The 14,708-nt window shown below is 56.8% G+C and carries 10 protein-coding genes; 4 read left to right on the top strand and 6 right to left on the bottom strand.

What is annotated here, in order from left to right:
• Window positions 1-49: 49 nt before the first annotated feature.
• Entirely contained in the window at window positions 50-1,324 is a 1,275-nt protein-coding gene (locus CDA63_RS14205; RefSeq protein WP_126546879.1) for a glycoside hydrolase family 2 TIM barrel-domain containing protein, read from the bottom strand.
• A gap of 149 nt (window positions 1,325-1,473) precedes the next feature.
• Between CDA63_RS14205 and CDA63_RS14200 the strand changes: the two genes are divergently transcribed.
• Complete coding sequence (locus CDA63_RS14200; protein ID WP_088465122.1) at window positions 1,474-4,032, top strand: TIR domain-containing protein; 2,559 nt, start codon at window positions 1,474-1,476, stop codon at window positions 4,030-4,032.
• 35 nt (window positions 4,033-4,067) lie between these two features.
• Here CDA63_RS14200 and CDA63_RS14195 read toward each other — a convergent pair whose 3' ends face one another.
• The 3 genes from CDA63_RS14195 to CDA63_RS14185 all read right to left on the bottom strand — a co-directional run bounded on the left by CDA63_RS14195 (window position 4,068) and on the right by CDA63_RS14185 (window position 8,245).
• Window positions 4,068-6,362 carry a GH92 family glycosyl hydrolase gene (locus CDA63_RS14195; RefSeq protein WP_088465121.1) on the bottom strand — a complete coding sequence of 765 codons (2,295 nt, stop codon included), beginning with the start codon at window positions 6,360-6,362 and terminating at the stop codon, window positions 4,068-4,070.
• Between the two features lie 101 nt (window positions 6,363-6,463).
• Complete coding sequence (locus CDA63_RS14190; RefSeq protein ID WP_088465120.1) at window positions 6,464-7,594, bottom strand: WG repeat-containing protein; 1,131 nt, start codon at window positions 7,592-7,594, stop codon at window positions 6,464-6,466.
• 114 nt (window positions 7,595-7,708) lie between these two features.
• Window positions 7,709-8,245: a nuclear transport factor 2 family protein gene (locus CDA63_RS14185; protein ID WP_088465119.1), complete on the bottom strand. Its 537-nt coding sequence runs from the start codon at window positions 8,243-8,245 to the stop codon at window positions 7,709-7,711.
• A 155-nt stretch (window positions 8,246-8,400) separates the two neighbouring features.
• Between CDA63_RS14185 and CDA63_RS14180 the strand changes: the two genes are divergently transcribed.
• Window positions 8,401-11,835: an SbcC/MukB-like Walker B domain-containing protein gene (locus CDA63_RS14180; protein WP_088465118.1), complete on the top strand. Its 3,435-nt coding sequence runs from the start codon at window positions 8,401-8,403 to the stop codon at window positions 11,833-11,835.
• Between the two features lie 177 nt (window positions 11,836-12,012).
• Here CDA63_RS14180 and CDA63_RS14175 read toward each other — a convergent pair whose 3' ends face one another.
• Together CDA63_RS14175 and CDA63_RS14170 are read right to left on the bottom strand one after the other, a co-directional pair.
• A complete protein-coding gene (locus tag CDA63_RS14175; RefSeq protein ID WP_088465117.1) occupies window positions 12,013-13,071 on the bottom strand; it encodes a DUF6687 family protein in 1,059 nt (352 codons plus the stop codon).
• 111 nt (window positions 13,072-13,182) lie between these two features.
• Window positions 13,183-13,422, bottom strand: coding sequence for an HNH endonuclease (locus CDA63_RS14170; protein ID WP_242434675.1), 240 nt, complete (start codon window positions 13,420-13,422; stop codon window positions 13,183-13,185).
• Between the two features lie 314 nt (window positions 13,423-13,736).
• Here CDA63_RS14170 and CDA63_RS14165 point away from each other — a divergent pair, with 314 nt between their 5' ends.
• Both CDA63_RS14165 and trxA read left to right on the top strand, forming a co-directional pair.
• The gene (locus CDA63_RS14165) at window positions 13,737-14,177 is read left to right on the top strand and encodes a hypothetical protein (protein ID WP_088465116.1); all 441 of its coding nucleotides are present in this window, start codon (window positions 13,737-13,739) and stop codon (window positions 14,175-14,177) included.
• 171 nt (window positions 14,178-14,348) lie between these two features.
• Entirely contained in the window at window positions 14,349-14,657 is a 309-nt protein-coding gene (trxA, locus tag CDA63_RS14160) for a thioredoxin (RefSeq protein WP_088465115.1), read from the top strand.
• The last annotated feature ends 51 nt before the right edge of the window (window positions 14,658-14,708 follow it).

Below are 14,708 nucleotides of genomic sequence, written 5' to 3'. Positions count from 1 at the left end.
TTCACACAACACGTTCCCCCCTTCAGCCGCCCCGCTCAATTTCCCAATCCTACTTCTCCCCCACGAAAAACGGGATATTAGCCGTCGCCACGTTGTCGTGGCCATCATAGGCATAGATAAACAGGCGGTAGGCGCCCGGTTTAGTGGGCGCGGTGAGGGTGGTTTGGGCGCTGGCTTTGGCTGGTAACAGGCCCGGCACGGCTGCCGGGCGGCTTTCCCGGTCGCCGCCGTTTTTCAGGTCGGTGCTTTCGGGTAGCAGCTCCCAGCGGTAGGTGAGTGGGTCTTTGTCGGGGTCGGTTACGGCGGCGGTGGCGGGGTACTTTTTGCCGGGTTGCAGGCGCACGTTATCGGTGGCCTGCTGGCCGTTGAGGCGGAAGCTGGCCAGGTGCGGGGCGCGGTTGGCGGGCCACTGGCCGCTCCACAGGTACTGCATCACGTCCACCACTTCCGACTCCTTGCCATCCTCGGTGAAAATGCCGTACCAGGTGGGCGTGCGCTCCTGCTTCTGGCCCCACAGAAACACGTAGGTGCCCAGGCATTGGGTGGTGTCCTTGGCCACCGAGGCCTCGTAGCGGCTCTGATACACGGCGGCTTTCTGGCTGCTGGTTTCCTCCACCGAGGCTTTCCAGGGCGTGACGGGGCTTTCCCAGTGACCGGTGGGGCCCCACTCGGCCACCACGTAGGGGCCGGCCCAGCCGCTGGCCCGCACCTGCTGCGGAATGGCCGCCAGCCCGGCGTAGGTATTGATGCTCAGAATATCCACCGACGGGCACCGGGCCTTGATGTAGTCGACCTCCTTCTGGTTGAGGCCGGCCAGCACGGTACTGGTGGGGTGGTTGGGGTCCACTTCATGAATCATGCGGGCAATCTGCTCCACCGCGTCCCAGACTTTGGGGTTGGTGTACTCCAGGTTCAGCTCGTTGCCGATACCCCAGAACAGCACGGCGGGGTCATTTTTATACTTGAGCACTTCGGCCCGCACCTTGGCCAGCTGGGCGGCCACGGCCTGGGGGTCGTTGTAGTCGAAGCCGTGCCGCTCGCGGGCCACGTCGAGGCCCAGCATCACGGAGAGGCCGTTTTGGCGAGCGTCGGCCAGCACCTGCTCGGCCCCGTTGGTGCCCCAGGTGCGCAGCGAGTTGCCCCCGTAGGCCCGCACCCGCTCGGGAAATTGCCCCCCGCCCGCGCCCTTGATGAAATACGGCTGCCCCCCGCGCCGCAGCTCGTAGCGGCCGTTGGTCTGTCGCACCTCCACCTTAACGGGGCCGGTTTGGGCGTAGGTGGCGGTGGTGAGGGTCAGGAGGGCGAGGGCAAGGAGCGGTTTCATGGGGGTGCTACTAAGTAGTAATGTTATTCCAGCTTTGAAATGAGTCTGTAATCTATGAAGGTTAAAATAAAAATTTTTATCCATATCTTGTGCAGCAATCAATTTATATTGCGGTATAGAAATTCCTTCAATCCACAAAATAACGAATTATGGAGAAGCTTAACGTTTTCATATCTTACTCGCACGAAGATGAAGATTACAAAGACAAGTTAATTAAGCATCTAATTACGTTAAAAAGAAGTGATGCAATTGGCACTTGGAACGACAGGATGATTACTGCTGGCGAAGAGTGGGATAAGGTAATAAAGGAGGAGTTGGAAAGAGCTGATATAATACTTCTTTTAGTCAGTATAGATTTTTTGAATTCAAATTATAGCAACGAAGTAGAGTTAAAAAGAGCCGTTGAGAAGCATGATAGTGGAGAAACAGTTGTAATACCAGTCATTCTTAGAACTTGTGATTGGAAAAACACTTCTTTCAGCAAGATTCAGGCATTACCTAAAAACGGAAAACCAGTTAAATCATTTCTTGATGAAGACGAAGCACTTTTTAGTATAGCTGAGGGAATTAAGCTTTCAGTTAAATCTATTGAAGAAAAACTTAAAAAAAAAGAAAATGAGAGAATAGATTTAGAAAAAGCTAGAAATGATGGCAAAATAGCATTGATCCATAATTATTCGAGTGATTGTGATATCCCTCCCAATAATTTACATTGGACAGGACGTCAAAAAGAAATTGCAACAATAGACAACGATCTTCATAAAGTAATATTTATTTCAGGCATAGGTGGACAAGGAAAATCTGGCATAGCATCATACTACGCTAAAAATATTGTACCTCAAAAATCGAATTGGGAATTTTGGGATTGGAGAGATTGCAAAGAGAAAGAGAACCGTATACATACAAAAATAATATCTATCATAGAAAGAATTACAAATGGAGTAATAAAGGCAAATCAAATATCTAATGCTTCAATAGGTGAGCTTATTGATATATTTTTTCAAAAATTAGAAAATAGAAAAATAGTTTTTATATTTGATAACATAGATTCATACATGGAGTTTGAAAGTTTTCAATTAATTGGAGGTGTTGGAAAACTTTATCAAGAAGCCCTTAATAGAAGCCACTTCAGTAAATTTATATTCACATGTCGCTCAACTATTAATGACGTACATCCCGAATTACTAAATTTAAGGTTGCAAGGACTAGGAAAAGATGATACTTTTAAATTATTTCAAGCATATTCTATTTCAATTAATGCCGAACAATTAAAAATAATAGCTTTCAAATCATATGAAGTTACTAAAGGCCATCCATTATGGCTTAATTTAATAGCTGCACAAGCAAGACGTGGAGTAGACGTTGTTGAAAAATTTATAAGCGGCATAAAAAGATATTCTGATTTTCAGGAGGACGATTTCACATCTATACTTTCTGATAAAATATTAGGTGTAATATGGAATAGCCTTAATGAAAAACAAAAAATACTCCTGCAAGCCTTTGCAGAAATTGTTAGGGCAGAAACACAAGATACCTTAGGAAAGGTTTTAGGAGATGAATTAAATGGCAATCAATTTCTTAAGTCATTTAAGACATTAAAGCAACTCAACTTGATAGTGACTAAATCTAGTGGAAATGAACTGGATACTTACGAATTACACCCTTTAGTACGTGAATACGTTGTACAAAATTTTGGACAGAAAGAGCGGTCAAAATTCATTTCCCTATTTGTTAATTTTTATGACAGTATTATATTAGTTCTAAAATCGAAGATAAGCTCTGATCAACCGTTGAGTTTTTTTGAGAATTGGACAGCTAGAATTGAACTGTCGATAAATCAAGACAACTACAAAAGCGCTTTAGTTTCACTCGCTGAAATAGCTGATCCAATAGCAAATTCTGGTTATAAGGAAGAATACATAAGAGTCGCCAACCTATTATTTATAAATGCAGACTGGAATACAGCCATTAACGAAGAATTTAGTTATTTTCATAGAGAGTTATTAAATTTTATTAGAGCTTTAACTCATTTTGGTAAATTTGATGAAGCAAAAGCTTTTTTCGTTAAGTATCAAAAAAGCATTAATAATAAAGGAGAGCATTATATCAACCTTTGTGAGGAAGAGTCTCATTTCTACTGGTTTCAATCTGAATTTTCAAAGGCAATAGAGTTGGCTAATGAAGCTATCAGGTTAAGGGAGCATAGTGGAATGATAGAAAGTTCTGTGCTAAAGCATACTCTCGCTTTGTCTCTGCGTGACACCAAGGATGTAAATAATATTAATAAGGCAATTATACTCTTTCTAGATGGTAAAAATTTAGATGATATTATAAATACTAATATTAGTGATTTTCAGCCAGAAGGATATGGAAATATAGGTCGTTGCTTACAATTTTTGGATAGATATAAAGATGCGATAGTATGCTATAAAAAATCACTTGCAAGCATTAGTAATATGGTTAATCAAGGTTATGGATATATGTGGTTAGCTGAGTGTTTACTAATGGAAGGCGAAATGAACGAATGCTTGTACTTTTATAAACAATCTTATAACAAATGGAAAAATACTTCGCCCGTAAGTGCAAACGATGTATACAAGAAAGTTTCAGCACTGGTAGAATTACATCCGGTTCTAAATGATATAAATAATGCATCAGTGAAGAAAGTAAATCAATTTTGTTCTGATTGGTTATCTGATAATCTATAGAGTTAGAAATAAACACAGTGCTATGATACTCACCCTCACAGCTTCCCCGCCATCGTGAACACCAACTCCCCGCCATCCAATATAGCCTGATGGCTCAGAAACGGGCGGGCTAGTAGCTTACCGTTGAGGCGGGCTTCCTTGACGTAGACGTTTTTGGCACTCTGGTTTTTGGCCCGGATGCGGAAGGTTTTGCCGTTTTCGAGGCGCAGGGTGGCGGCGTGGATGGCGGGGCTGCCCAGGGCGTACTCGCCCGAGGCGGGCGCCACGGGGTAGAAGCCCAGGGCCGAGAAGACGTACCAGGCGCTCATCTGGCCGCAGTCGTCGTTGCCGCCGAGGCCGTCGGGGGTGGGGCGGTACATTTTGGGCAGAATCATGCGCACCCGCTGCTGGGTTTTCCAGGGCTGGTCGGTCCAGTTGTAGAGGTAGGCGGCGTGGTGGGCGGGCTCGTTGCCGTGCACGTAGTTGCCGATGATGCCGTCGCGGGTGATGTCCTCGGTTTCGGCGAAGAACTTGTCGGGCAGGTGCATGGTGAACAGCGAATCGAGGTGGGCCACAAACCGCTTATTGCCGCCCATGCGGGCAATGAGGCCGGCCGGGTCCTGGGGCACGTAGAGGCTGTAGTTCCAGGCGTTGCCCTCAATAAAGCCCTGGTTATTGGTGCTCAACGGGTCGAACTCCTTCCGGAAACTGCCATCGGACAGGCGCGGGCGCATGAAGCCGATGCGAGCGTCGTACACGTTCTGCCAGTTCTGGGCGCGCTTGCTGAACTCCTGCTCGATATCGGGGCGGCCCAGCTTGCGGGCGGCCTGGGCAATGCACCAGTCGTCGAAGGCGTATTCCAGGGTTTTGGAGACTGAGGAGCCACTTTTATCCTCGGGAACGTAGCCCAGCCGCATGTACTCGCCCAGGCCGTCGTACCACTGGTGGCGGGCGGTGGTTACGCAGGCGTCGAGGGCCTTTTGGGCGTCGAAGGGCGCGTTGCCCTTCACGATGGCATCGGTGATAACGGGCACGGCGTGGTAGCCAATCATGCACCAGTTTTCGTTGGCGTAGTGGCTCCAAACGGGCAGCATGTGCAGGCTACTCTGCTCGTAGTGGGCCAGCATCGACTGCACCATATCGGCGTCGCGGGCGGGCTGAATCAGGTTCAGCAGCGGGTGCAGGGCCCGGTAGGTGTCCCAGAGCGAGAAGGTGGTGTAGTTGGTGGTTTTGCTCTGGTGGATGTTCTGGTCGAGGCCCCGGTACTGGCCGTCTACGTCCTGGTACACGGTGGGGCTCAGAAAGGCGTGGTACATCGCCGTGTAGAAGTTCTCCTTGTCCACCTTGTTAGGCGACTCCACCACGATGCGGCTTAGCTCCTGCTGCCACTGGGCCTGCCCGGCCCGCTTTACGGCGTCAAAATCCCAGCCCGGCAGCTCGGCCCGCAGGTTGGCCAGCGCCCCGGCCGTACTCACGCCCGACAGCGCCATTTTCAGCGTCACCTGCTCGCCCGCCGTGGTCGAAAAGTCGAAGTACATGCGCAACTGCTCGCCGGCCTGCTCGGGAAAGTTCTGGGTTTGGTCGAAGCGGCCCCAGAAGCCCCGGTAGGCCTGTTTTTTGGCGTAGTTGCGGGCCCCGTAGCTCTTGAAGGGCTTCGAGAATTGCAGCGCGAAATACTCCGTGCGGGTACGGGCCCAGCCGTTGGTCTGGCGGTAGCCGGTCACGAGCGAGTCGTTCTCCACCCGCACAAAGGTCCAGACGTTTTTATCGGGGTAGTTGTAGATGCCGGCCGTGAGGTCGAGGATGATGTGGGCCTGCTCGGCCTGCGGAAACGTGTAGCGGTGCATGCCCACGCGGGTGGTAGCGGTCAGCTCGGCCCGGATCTCGTGGTCCTGGAGCTGCACCTTGTAGTAGGCCGGCTCGGCCACTTCGGTCTGGTGCGCGAAGCGGGAGCGGTAGCCCTTTTCGGGCTGGTCGGCGGTGCCGGGGTTGAGCTGCAACGGCCCGGTGGTGGGCATGATGAGGAAGTCGCCCAAATCGGAGTGGCCGGTGCCGCTGAAGTGGGTGTGCGAAAAGCCGACAATGGTTTTATCCTCGTACTGGTAGCCGGCGCAGTACTCGTACACCTTCGGGTTGTACTTGCCGTTCTGCTCGTAGCTGATGGTGTCGGTATCGGGTGAGAGCTGCACCATGCCAAACGGCACCGTGGCCCCCGGAAACGTGTGCCCCATCCGCTGGGTGCCCACCAGCGGATGCGCGTACCGCACCAGGTTTTCGATAGGCCCGATGGTTTGGGCGAAGCTGGGGAAGGCGGTGAGGAGGAGCGCGGCGAGGAGCGGGAGGTGCTTCATGCCGACAATATAACTGAACCTCACTCCCATCTTCTCCCTCTTTTGGGAAGAAGAAGGCCCAGCCAAAACGAGCAACAGCCCAGCCAGGTATTCAGCCGACACTAAACCGATACCATAAACAGGCGGTAGCCCTCGGCGGTACGGATAAAGGTCAAATGCGTCTGATGGTCGTATTGCTTCTGGCCGACGGCATCTACTTCCGTAATGACGACGCTAAAGGCCGGGTATTTCGCCTCAAAATGCGCCCCGCAATCGGTCAGAAAATCCTGAAAGCGCGGGCTGGTGAAGGTAAGCGTGTTGAGGCTTTCGGAAAACACCGCGACGTTTCTCGCATCAACGCGCAGGTCCTGCAGCTTTGGTCGCAGCAAGGGCCGGTAGAACTTCTGCACAAATGCTGCCCCCTTGAAATACTCCCAACCCCGAAATGGCTTCCCGGACGCGGCCAAATCGGCGTAGCACAGCGGCACCACCTGGCTGGCCTCGCCGGAACGCACGGCGGGCAGAAACACCTGATCGAGCCAGCCGGTAAACTCCTTCTTGTAATCCACGAACGTGTACCGGTCGCCATTCACAGCCCGAAAGGTGCGGGTAATGGCCGTATCGGCGGCCAGAGCATTGATTTGCAGTGAATACCAGTTGAGGTCATCTAGCTGGCGGCGGGGCAGACTGTCGGCCTGCACTTGGTTGCGCTCATTCAGCAGCACGGTTCGGCCGCCCACCCAACCCAGATGTTCGCATTGTACGGTATCTTCCTCCCCACCCCAGCATTCGCGGCGGGCCCCAATCAGAGCCAGAGCCAAGCCATTGCGAAAGGGCGTAGCGTAGTTATAAACAGCCGGGATGATGGCCCGTCCTTGGCTATCAAGAAAGCCGACCCGGTTCTTTACCTGGTCACGAAACAAGATTTTACCTTCGCTCTCGCAGTCGAAGGTATAATCGAACATGTACACACTATCGCGGCCCACTTGCCGGCCATTTTTCAGCAGATAGTATTGCTGCATAGTCTTATACTCGCTGACGGCGATGATGTGGCGAAACTTCTGGGCGCTGGTGAAGCCCCCCAACCGGGCCGGAACCCGAATGCGGCCGGCCGCGTCCTTATAACCGTAGCTGTATTCATGTTCGCCGCGCTGCTTTTTCTCAAACTTCGTCCAGACTTCATCCGGCTTTTGTTGGGCAGCAGCGATAGTGGTATTGAGCAGCAACGCGGCAGCGAAGAGCAGTAATTTCATTTGTTTCAGGTGAGGGCTTTTCTGATATAGACGTTTTTGGGACCCTGATTTTTGACGCAACTCCGGAAGGCTTTGCCGTTACATGACCGGCGGGGATAGGTGCTTCGACATCCCTCAATGGTCGTAGCTCACGACCCGCGTTACCTGCCAGCGGCCGTCTTTTAGCCGCCACACCATCATGTTCTTGAAGGTGCCGCAGTCGTCGCGCCCGTTTTCCACGTGGCAGAAGCGGTGCTCGTACGTTTCCACGGCGCCGTAGCCGTCGATGGGAAAGACCTCCAGGGTGCCGGGCACGAGCTGGCGGTTGAGGCCAGTGGTTTTGTTCTGGTCGAACAGGCGGCGGAAGGCGTCCATCGTCTGCCGGAAATCGGACAGGCCGCCTTTGTCGTGGTAGAACTCCAGGTCTTCGGCGAAGTAGGTTTGCAGCTTGTCCGCGTCGTGCTGGTTGAAGGCCACGAACATGGCGCTATCCAGCCGGGCAATGGTGCGGTAGAGTTCCGGCGAAGCGGGCGCTTTAGCAACGGCCGGCACCGGGGGCAGCAGTTTTACTGTGGTACAGGCGCTGCTGCCAGCCAGGGCCACCGTTGCCAGTAAGGCGCCAACGCGGCCGAAGGAGCGGCTCCTGATTGGGGAGCGAGAGTTGCTGGACATACCTCAAAGAAAGGAATTCGCAAACACTTCCTCGCTCCCGGGCTTCTGCTGCCCGACCCGCAAAAGCGGATTCGCCGCGTGTTGGGGAAAACGCCCCCGCGCCCGCCCGAACGGCTTATCTTTGCAGCGCCTCCTTCCTGCCCTACTCACCCCGCATGAAAATCCTCCGCGTCCGCTTCTTCAACCTTAACTCCCTGCGCGGCGACCATTTCGTGGATTTCAGCCGAGCCCCACTGGCCGATGCGGGCTTGTTTGCCATTACGGGCGCCACCGGGGCAGGCAAAACCACCATCCTCGACGCCATCACGCTGGCCCTCTATGGCCAGGTGCCCCGCCACGAAACCACGGGGCCCGAGCACGTGATGAGCCACGGCACGGGCGAGAGCTGGGCCGAGGTAGAGTTTGAGGTGAACGGCCAGCAGTACCGCAGCAAGTGGGGCCAGCACCGGGGCCGCCGCAAGGCCGAAAACCCGTTGCAGGACTCCAGAATGGAGCTTAGCGAGCGAAAACAGGCCGAGGACGGCACCGTGACCTGGGAGTTTCTGGAAACCTACAAATCGAAGGTTCCCGCCAAAGTGGCCGCCCTGAGCGGGCTGGAGTACAAGCAGTTTCTGCGCTCGGTGCTGCTGGCCCAGGGCGACTTTACGCGGTTTCTGAAGGCCCCGGCCGGTGAGCGGGCCCAGCTGCTGGAAAAGATTACCGACACCAAAAAGTACTCCGACATCTCGCGGGCGGCCTTCGAGCGGGCTAAGCATGAAACCCAGCAGGTGGAGCAACTGCGCCTGGGCCTGGCCGGCGTGGCCTTATTATCGGCCGATGATGTGGCCTTTCTGGAAGGCGAAGTGGAGGCCCTGAGCCGCCAGCTGCGCGAGGCCACGGCCGGGCAGGAGCAGCTGCGCGAGGCCCAGCAGTGGCACCGCTTGCTTCACGACCTGCACCAGAAGCTGCAGACCACCGAGCAGCGCCAGCAGCAGCTCGCCGGCCAGGCCGAAACCCTCGCGCCGCTACGGGCGCGTTTGGCCCGGCATCAGCAGGCCCAGCCCTTCGCCCCCGACCTGGCCTTGCTGCGCCAGGCCGCCGAACAGCTGGCCCGGCTACAAACCGAAACCGACCGCCTACGCCAGCAGCTGCCCCAATTGCGGGAGCGCGCCAGCGCAGCCGAAACCGCCCGCACCCAGGCCCGCGAAGCGCACGATACTGCCACCACCACCCGCACCACCCAGGACCCGATTCTGCGGGCCGCCGAGCAGCTCGACCAGGCCATAGCCCAACAAGGCCGGGAGTTGGGCGCCAAGCGCCAGGAGTACGACCGGAAGCTGGCCGAATGCAAGGCCCTGACGGCCGAGCTGGAAGCCATTCAGGCCCGCACCCAGCAGGCCCGGGAACAGCACACCGCTACCGCCGAGTGGCTGCGCCAGCACGGCCGCCGGGCCGAGATGATAGAGGTTTTCGCCGCCTTCACGGGCTATGTGCAGGACCACGAGCGCCTGCGCGGCGAAGACGGCCAGCTGAGCACCCGCGTAGCGACCCTGGATGCCCGCCGCCGCGAGGCTCAGCAGCAGGAGCAGCAAGCCGCCGCTGCCGCCCGCCTCGCCCGCCAGCACCTCGACGCCTATGAGCAGCAGCTGCGCGTGGCGGCCACCACCCGCGACGAGCGGCTGCGGCTGCTTCAGCACCACGTTGAGACCCTGCGCCGGGAGCTGAGCGAAAAAGAGGCCCGCCGCGAAACCCAGCGCCAGCTCATGCAGGCTCACCAGCTGATTCTGAGCCACGAAGAGGCCCGGCGAGAGTTGAAGCCTCACGAGCCCTGCCCGCTTTGCGGCGCGCTGGAGCATCCTTACGCGGCCGGCGTGCTTGGCCTCACCGATGCCGGGCTGGACCGGGAGCAGGCCCAGGTGGAGCACCTGACCCAGGAAGCCCACGCCCTCAATACCCGCGTCAACCGCCTCAGTACCTTTATCAATCTGCTCGAAAACGCCGGCGCTGACGCCAGCCGGGTGGCCCCCGATGCACCGCTGCAGCTCGTTACGCCCGCCCGCGAAGAGGCTGTACCGGCCGAAAGCCGGGCCCTGGTGCAGCAGCTCAAGGAGCTTGAGCTGCTGCGCACCGGTGCCGAGAAGCAGCTGGCCCAGGCCCTCTCGGAGCAGCAGGCCGCCATTAAGGCCCAGGATACGGCCCAGCACGACTTACAGGAAGCCCAACAGCTGTTGCAGGATGTGCGCGAGCAGTTTCCGACAGTGAAAAGCCAGCTGGAAAGCTTGCTGAGCAATTTTGGGCTGACATTTACGGGCGAAAACGGAGCCGCCATGCAGGCCCAGCTACGGGCCCTGGAGGCCGAATACAAAACCCGTCAGGCTGAGCAGCAGCAGGCCAGCCAGCAGGCCGAAGTGGGCACGGCCCGCAGCGAGCAGTACGCCAAAAGCATTCAGGAAATAAGAATCTGGCTTAAAGAACACAAGCAGGGCCTTGTCGACCAGCATCTCGCCATTGAGCAGCAAAAGGCTGAGCGCCAAGCCCTGCTGCCCGAACCCGATGTGGCCCAGGCCCGCCAGCAGCTGGAGCAGGCCGTGAAGTTGGCGGGCCAGCACCGCGAAAAGGCCGACGAGCAGTTTCGCCAGCACGACCTGGCCCTGACCGTCGCCGCCGAGCAATTCCGCCAGCGCGAGCAGGACGCCGCCGCCCAGCAGCAGGTCCACGGTCAGTTGCTCGCTAGGCTAACAGCCGCCCTGGCAGCCGCCGGCCTCGCCCCCGACCCCGCCGCCCTGCCGGCGCTACTGCTGCCCGAAGCCGAAGCCACCGCCCTGCAAACCAAGCTCCGCAGCCACGAGCAGGATACCGCGCTGGCAGCCCAAGTGCTTGCAGAAACCACCGCCCAGCTCGACACCCAGACTGCCCGCGCCCTCACCACCGACGCCCCCGAGCACACCGCCCAGCAATTGGGCTTTGCCAACGAGCAGTTGGCCACGCTCAACCAGCAGCTGGGCCAGCGCCAGGAGCGCCTAAGCACCCACCGCGCCGGCCAGCGGCGCCACGCCGAGCTGGCCGAAGCCCTCGAAAGGCAGCAGCAGCAGGCGCAGCGGTGGCGGCACCTGGCCGATATCATTGGTGCGGCCGATGGCAAAAAGTTCAGCGAATTTGCCCAGGGCCTCACCCTGGCCCGCCTCGTAGACTTGGCCAACCGCCACCTGCACCGCTTCTCCGACCGCTACCGCATTCTGCGCCATGCCGAACAACACCTCGACCTGCTCATCCAGGATGAGTACCAGGCTGGGGCCATCCGGACGATGAATTCGCTCTCGGGCGGGGAGAGTTTTCTGGTGAGTTTGGCGCTGGCCCTGGGCCTTTCGGAGCTGGCCGGCCGCCGCACCCAAATCGACACGCTCTTCATCGATGAAGGCTTCGGCACCCTCGACCCCGACACGCTCGACGTAGCCCTTTCGGCCCTCGAAACGCTGCAAGGCACCGGCAAAACCATCGGCATCATCTCCCACGTCGAGGCCCTCAAAGAACGCGTCAGCACCCAAATCAACGTCCGCAAAGGCTCCGGCGGCGTGAGCACGCTGCAGGTGCTCGGGTTCGGGGAAGTGTAGGGTGAGAGAAGGGAGAAGGGAGAAGGGATAAGGGATAAAAGGAACGTCATTCTGAGCGAAGCCGGAGGCGTAGTAGAAGAATCTCTACTGCTCCGTTGCATCGTCATTTCAACGAAGTGGTAGAGATTTTTCGACTGCGCTCCGCTCCAATCAGAATGACGTTCCTTTTCTCCCTTCTCATTGCCCGGCCGCCTTCACCTCTGCCCAGCTCCAATACTTTCGGGCTTCCACGCCGGCGTAACTAGCCGCGAAAAACGCTACTACCTCCCGCTCCAACACGTTGGGCGCGATGGAGGAGGTATAAATCGGGCGCTGGTCGGGGTCGGCGTAGCGCTGGGGCTTGTTGAGGGTGCGGCCGCTCAGGCGCAGCAGCGGGCCGGTGTCGGTGATTCCATCATGGGTCCAGCGGCGGGCGGTGGTTTCGAGGGCGTTGAGGCGGTCGGCCAAGACCGTGAGAGGCAAACGGGGCAGCGTGGGGCGGCTTTCGAGGTCGATCCAGGTAGTGTACTTGTACTCGAATTCGTAGCGCTGGCCACTGTACAGGCTCAGGACCATGTCGGTACCGATGCTGGGGCTGAACAGGGCGTAGTAGGGCAGCGGCGTGGGCGTTTGCACTACCGTCAGGCCAATTTCAGGGTAGCGCCGCACGGCGGTAGCGAGGCTCTGCAACGATACGACGGCCTGCCTCACGCGTTGATACTCGGGCTCCCAGGCGGCGCGGCCAATTTCCGGGTTCTCCAGCACCTGCGCGAAGCGGGGCAGGAACCAGGAGAACTTCTCGGCCGAGGCTTCATCTTCGCGCTGGCGGCGGGCCGGGGCGCCGAAGGGCTCGTAGAACCGCGCCTTTTCCTCGGCGTTCAGCCAGCACACCAGTTGCAGGGCATGGTCGGCCAGCGGGTGCTGCCAGTCGATTTCGCGGAAGTCGCCCAGTATGGCCACCAGCCGCAGCAGCGTTTCATGGCGCAGGGCCAACTCGGGGTTCAGTAGTGCCCACACGCCCACAAACCCATCCACATCGAAGTGGTTGGCCGTAACGGCCGCCGCTGCCAGTCCGGGCGTGGCGGGCGCATGCAAGGCGCGCAGCACCGATCCGGCACTGGTATCGTCGCGCAGGGCTTCGGGCGTGGCCGCCCCGCGCCAGTGGGCCAGCGTGAGCACGGCGCCCAGCCCGGTGCTATCAACAACAATGGTGGGCTGCTGCCGCAGTTGCCGGAAAGGAACAAAGTGTCGGGACAAGGCGGTGAGAGGTGAGAGGTGAGAGGTGAGAGGTGAGAGGTGAGAAAGAACGTCATTCTTCGACTACGCTCCGCTTCGCTCAGAATGACGTTCTCTCTCACCTCTCACTTCTCACCTCCTGCCTCGCCGGTTGCTGATGCGCTCCACGCGGCTGCGCCCGATCCAGTGCAGGTATTTCTGCAACTCAGGAGCGGCGCGTAGGGCTTCGAGGGTGTTGTAGCGACGGGCCAGGATTTTGTTGTCGAGCAGCAGGTGAATGGTGCTGTGACAGGGCTGGCAAAGCTCAGCCGTAGGGCCGTGGCGGCCGCCTTCTTCGCGCGGTACCAAATGGTGACGGGAAGTGTGCTGCACCAGCCGGCCGCATAGCTCACATGGGGGAGACGATGGTTCGGGCATTTCGGGAATCGGGGCGGGATAGCCGGTCGTTATTTTCAATCATACAATTGACTGCGCGTTTTTTCTGACTACAAAACATTACTTTCTCTATAAATACTATTACTATAAAATAAATACCAAAATTTTATGGTGGGCCAATGGATATCGGCTATATTTGGTTTCATCCCAACAGCGTGCCTGCTAACGATTTGCAGCTGAATGGATACTAGTGCACATCTTTTGGTTTCAATTTCTGAACACTGTTTTCTTCACCTTTTTAACCTCCTGCTATGCCCCTTTCTACTCCTACTTTTTCCCTCCGTCGCTTTCTGCAAGTAGCGGCGTTCCTGCTGGCGCTGGTGGCTTTTGCGCCCCAACGGGCTCAGGCTCAAACCTGGCTCGTATCCACTGATGCCTACGTTAAGCTGGGCGTGGTGGATAAATTCGGCCAGTTAGGAGCTTACCGCGCCCGGTTTGTTGTTACCAACCAACGCACCGGCAAAGAATACATTCTGGTGAGAGATATTGAGAAGGGCCAGAACGGCATCGACGTAATATATCCGTCGCCGGCCAGCGACGCCGATTATTTTAAGGCCACCAGCGGCGAGTCCGGCGCGGCCTTGCCCGGCACCTACACCTGGGAGTGCCAGGTAGGGGGTAAAAAAGTGGTTGGCGGACGTTTCAGTTTTTCTGAAGTCACAAATGATGTTACCTTGGTGAGCAAACAGTAGCGGACCGACGCTCGTTTTGCTCACCTTCTCACCCATTACCCAGAAGCCCGGTGTTGCAGCACCGGGCTTTTTTGGGTCTTTTTCGGTCTTAAAAAGCCTCCCTTTAGGTCGGGCAATCCGTACAGCGTAGTTACCGGCGGCAGGTAGCTCCGGTACAATAGCTCCGATCCTATGCCTAAGAAATCCTTTTCCGAACTCATCAGCAGTCCCGGCATGCCGGTTTTAGTCGATTTTTATGCCGACTGGTGCGGCCCCTGCAAAACGATGGCTCCGATTCTCGAACAGGTTGCCAGCCAGCACCAGGGCAAGCTCAAAGTCATTAAAATTGACGTCGACAAAAACCAGGCAGCGGCCCAGCAGTTTAAAGTACAGAGCATCCCGACCCTGATTCTGTTTCACCAGGGCAAGCCCGTCTGGCGCCAGGCCGGCGTAGTGCCGGCTACCCAAATCAGCCAGGCGGTGCAGAGCGTCCTCAGGTAGCGGGTCGCCGCCAGGAAGCCGGGCATTTGCCGTTACCCGCGCACGTTTCCG

The organism is Hymenobacter amundsenii (assembly GCF_002204745.1).
Classification (GTDB): domain Bacteria; phylum Bacteroidota; class Bacteroidia; order Cytophagales; family Hymenobacteraceae; genus Hymenobacter; species Hymenobacter amundsenii.
Note: the sequence above shows the minus strand (reverse complement) of the source record. Positions and strands in the feature narration are given on the sequence as shown.

Coding starts and splice junctions, on each gene's coding strand:
- CDA63_RS14165 (WP_088465116.1), top strand. CDS start 13,737: ATGCCCCTTTCTACTCCTACTTTTTCCCTCCGTCGCTTTCTGCAAGTA.
- CDA63_RS14190 (WP_088465120.1), bottom strand. CDS start 7,594: ATGAAATTACTGCTCTTCGCTGCCGCGTTGCTGCTCAATACCACTATC.
- trxA (WP_088465115.1), top strand. CDS start 14,349: ATGCCTAAGAAATCCTTTTCCGAACTCATCAGCAGTCCCGGCATGCCG.
- CDA63_RS14205 (WP_126546879.1), bottom strand. CDS start 1,324: ATGAAACCGCTCCTTGCCCTCGCCCTCCTGACCCTCACCACCGCCACC.
- CDA63_RS14200 (WP_088465122.1), top strand. CDS start 1,474: ATGGAGAAGCTTAACGTTTTCATATCTTACTCGCACGAAGATGAAGAT.
- CDA63_RS14195 (WP_088465121.1), bottom strand. CDS start 6,362: ATGAAGCACCTCCCGCTCCTCGCCGCGCTCCTCCTCACCGCCTTCCCC.
- CDA63_RS14180 (WP_088465118.1), top strand. CDS start 8,401: ATGAAAATCCTCCGCGTCCGCTTCTTCAACCTTAACTCCCTGCGCGGC.
- CDA63_RS14185 (WP_088465119.1), bottom strand. CDS start 8,245: ATGTCCAGCAACTCTCGCTCCCCAATCAGGAGCCGCTCCTTCGGCCGC.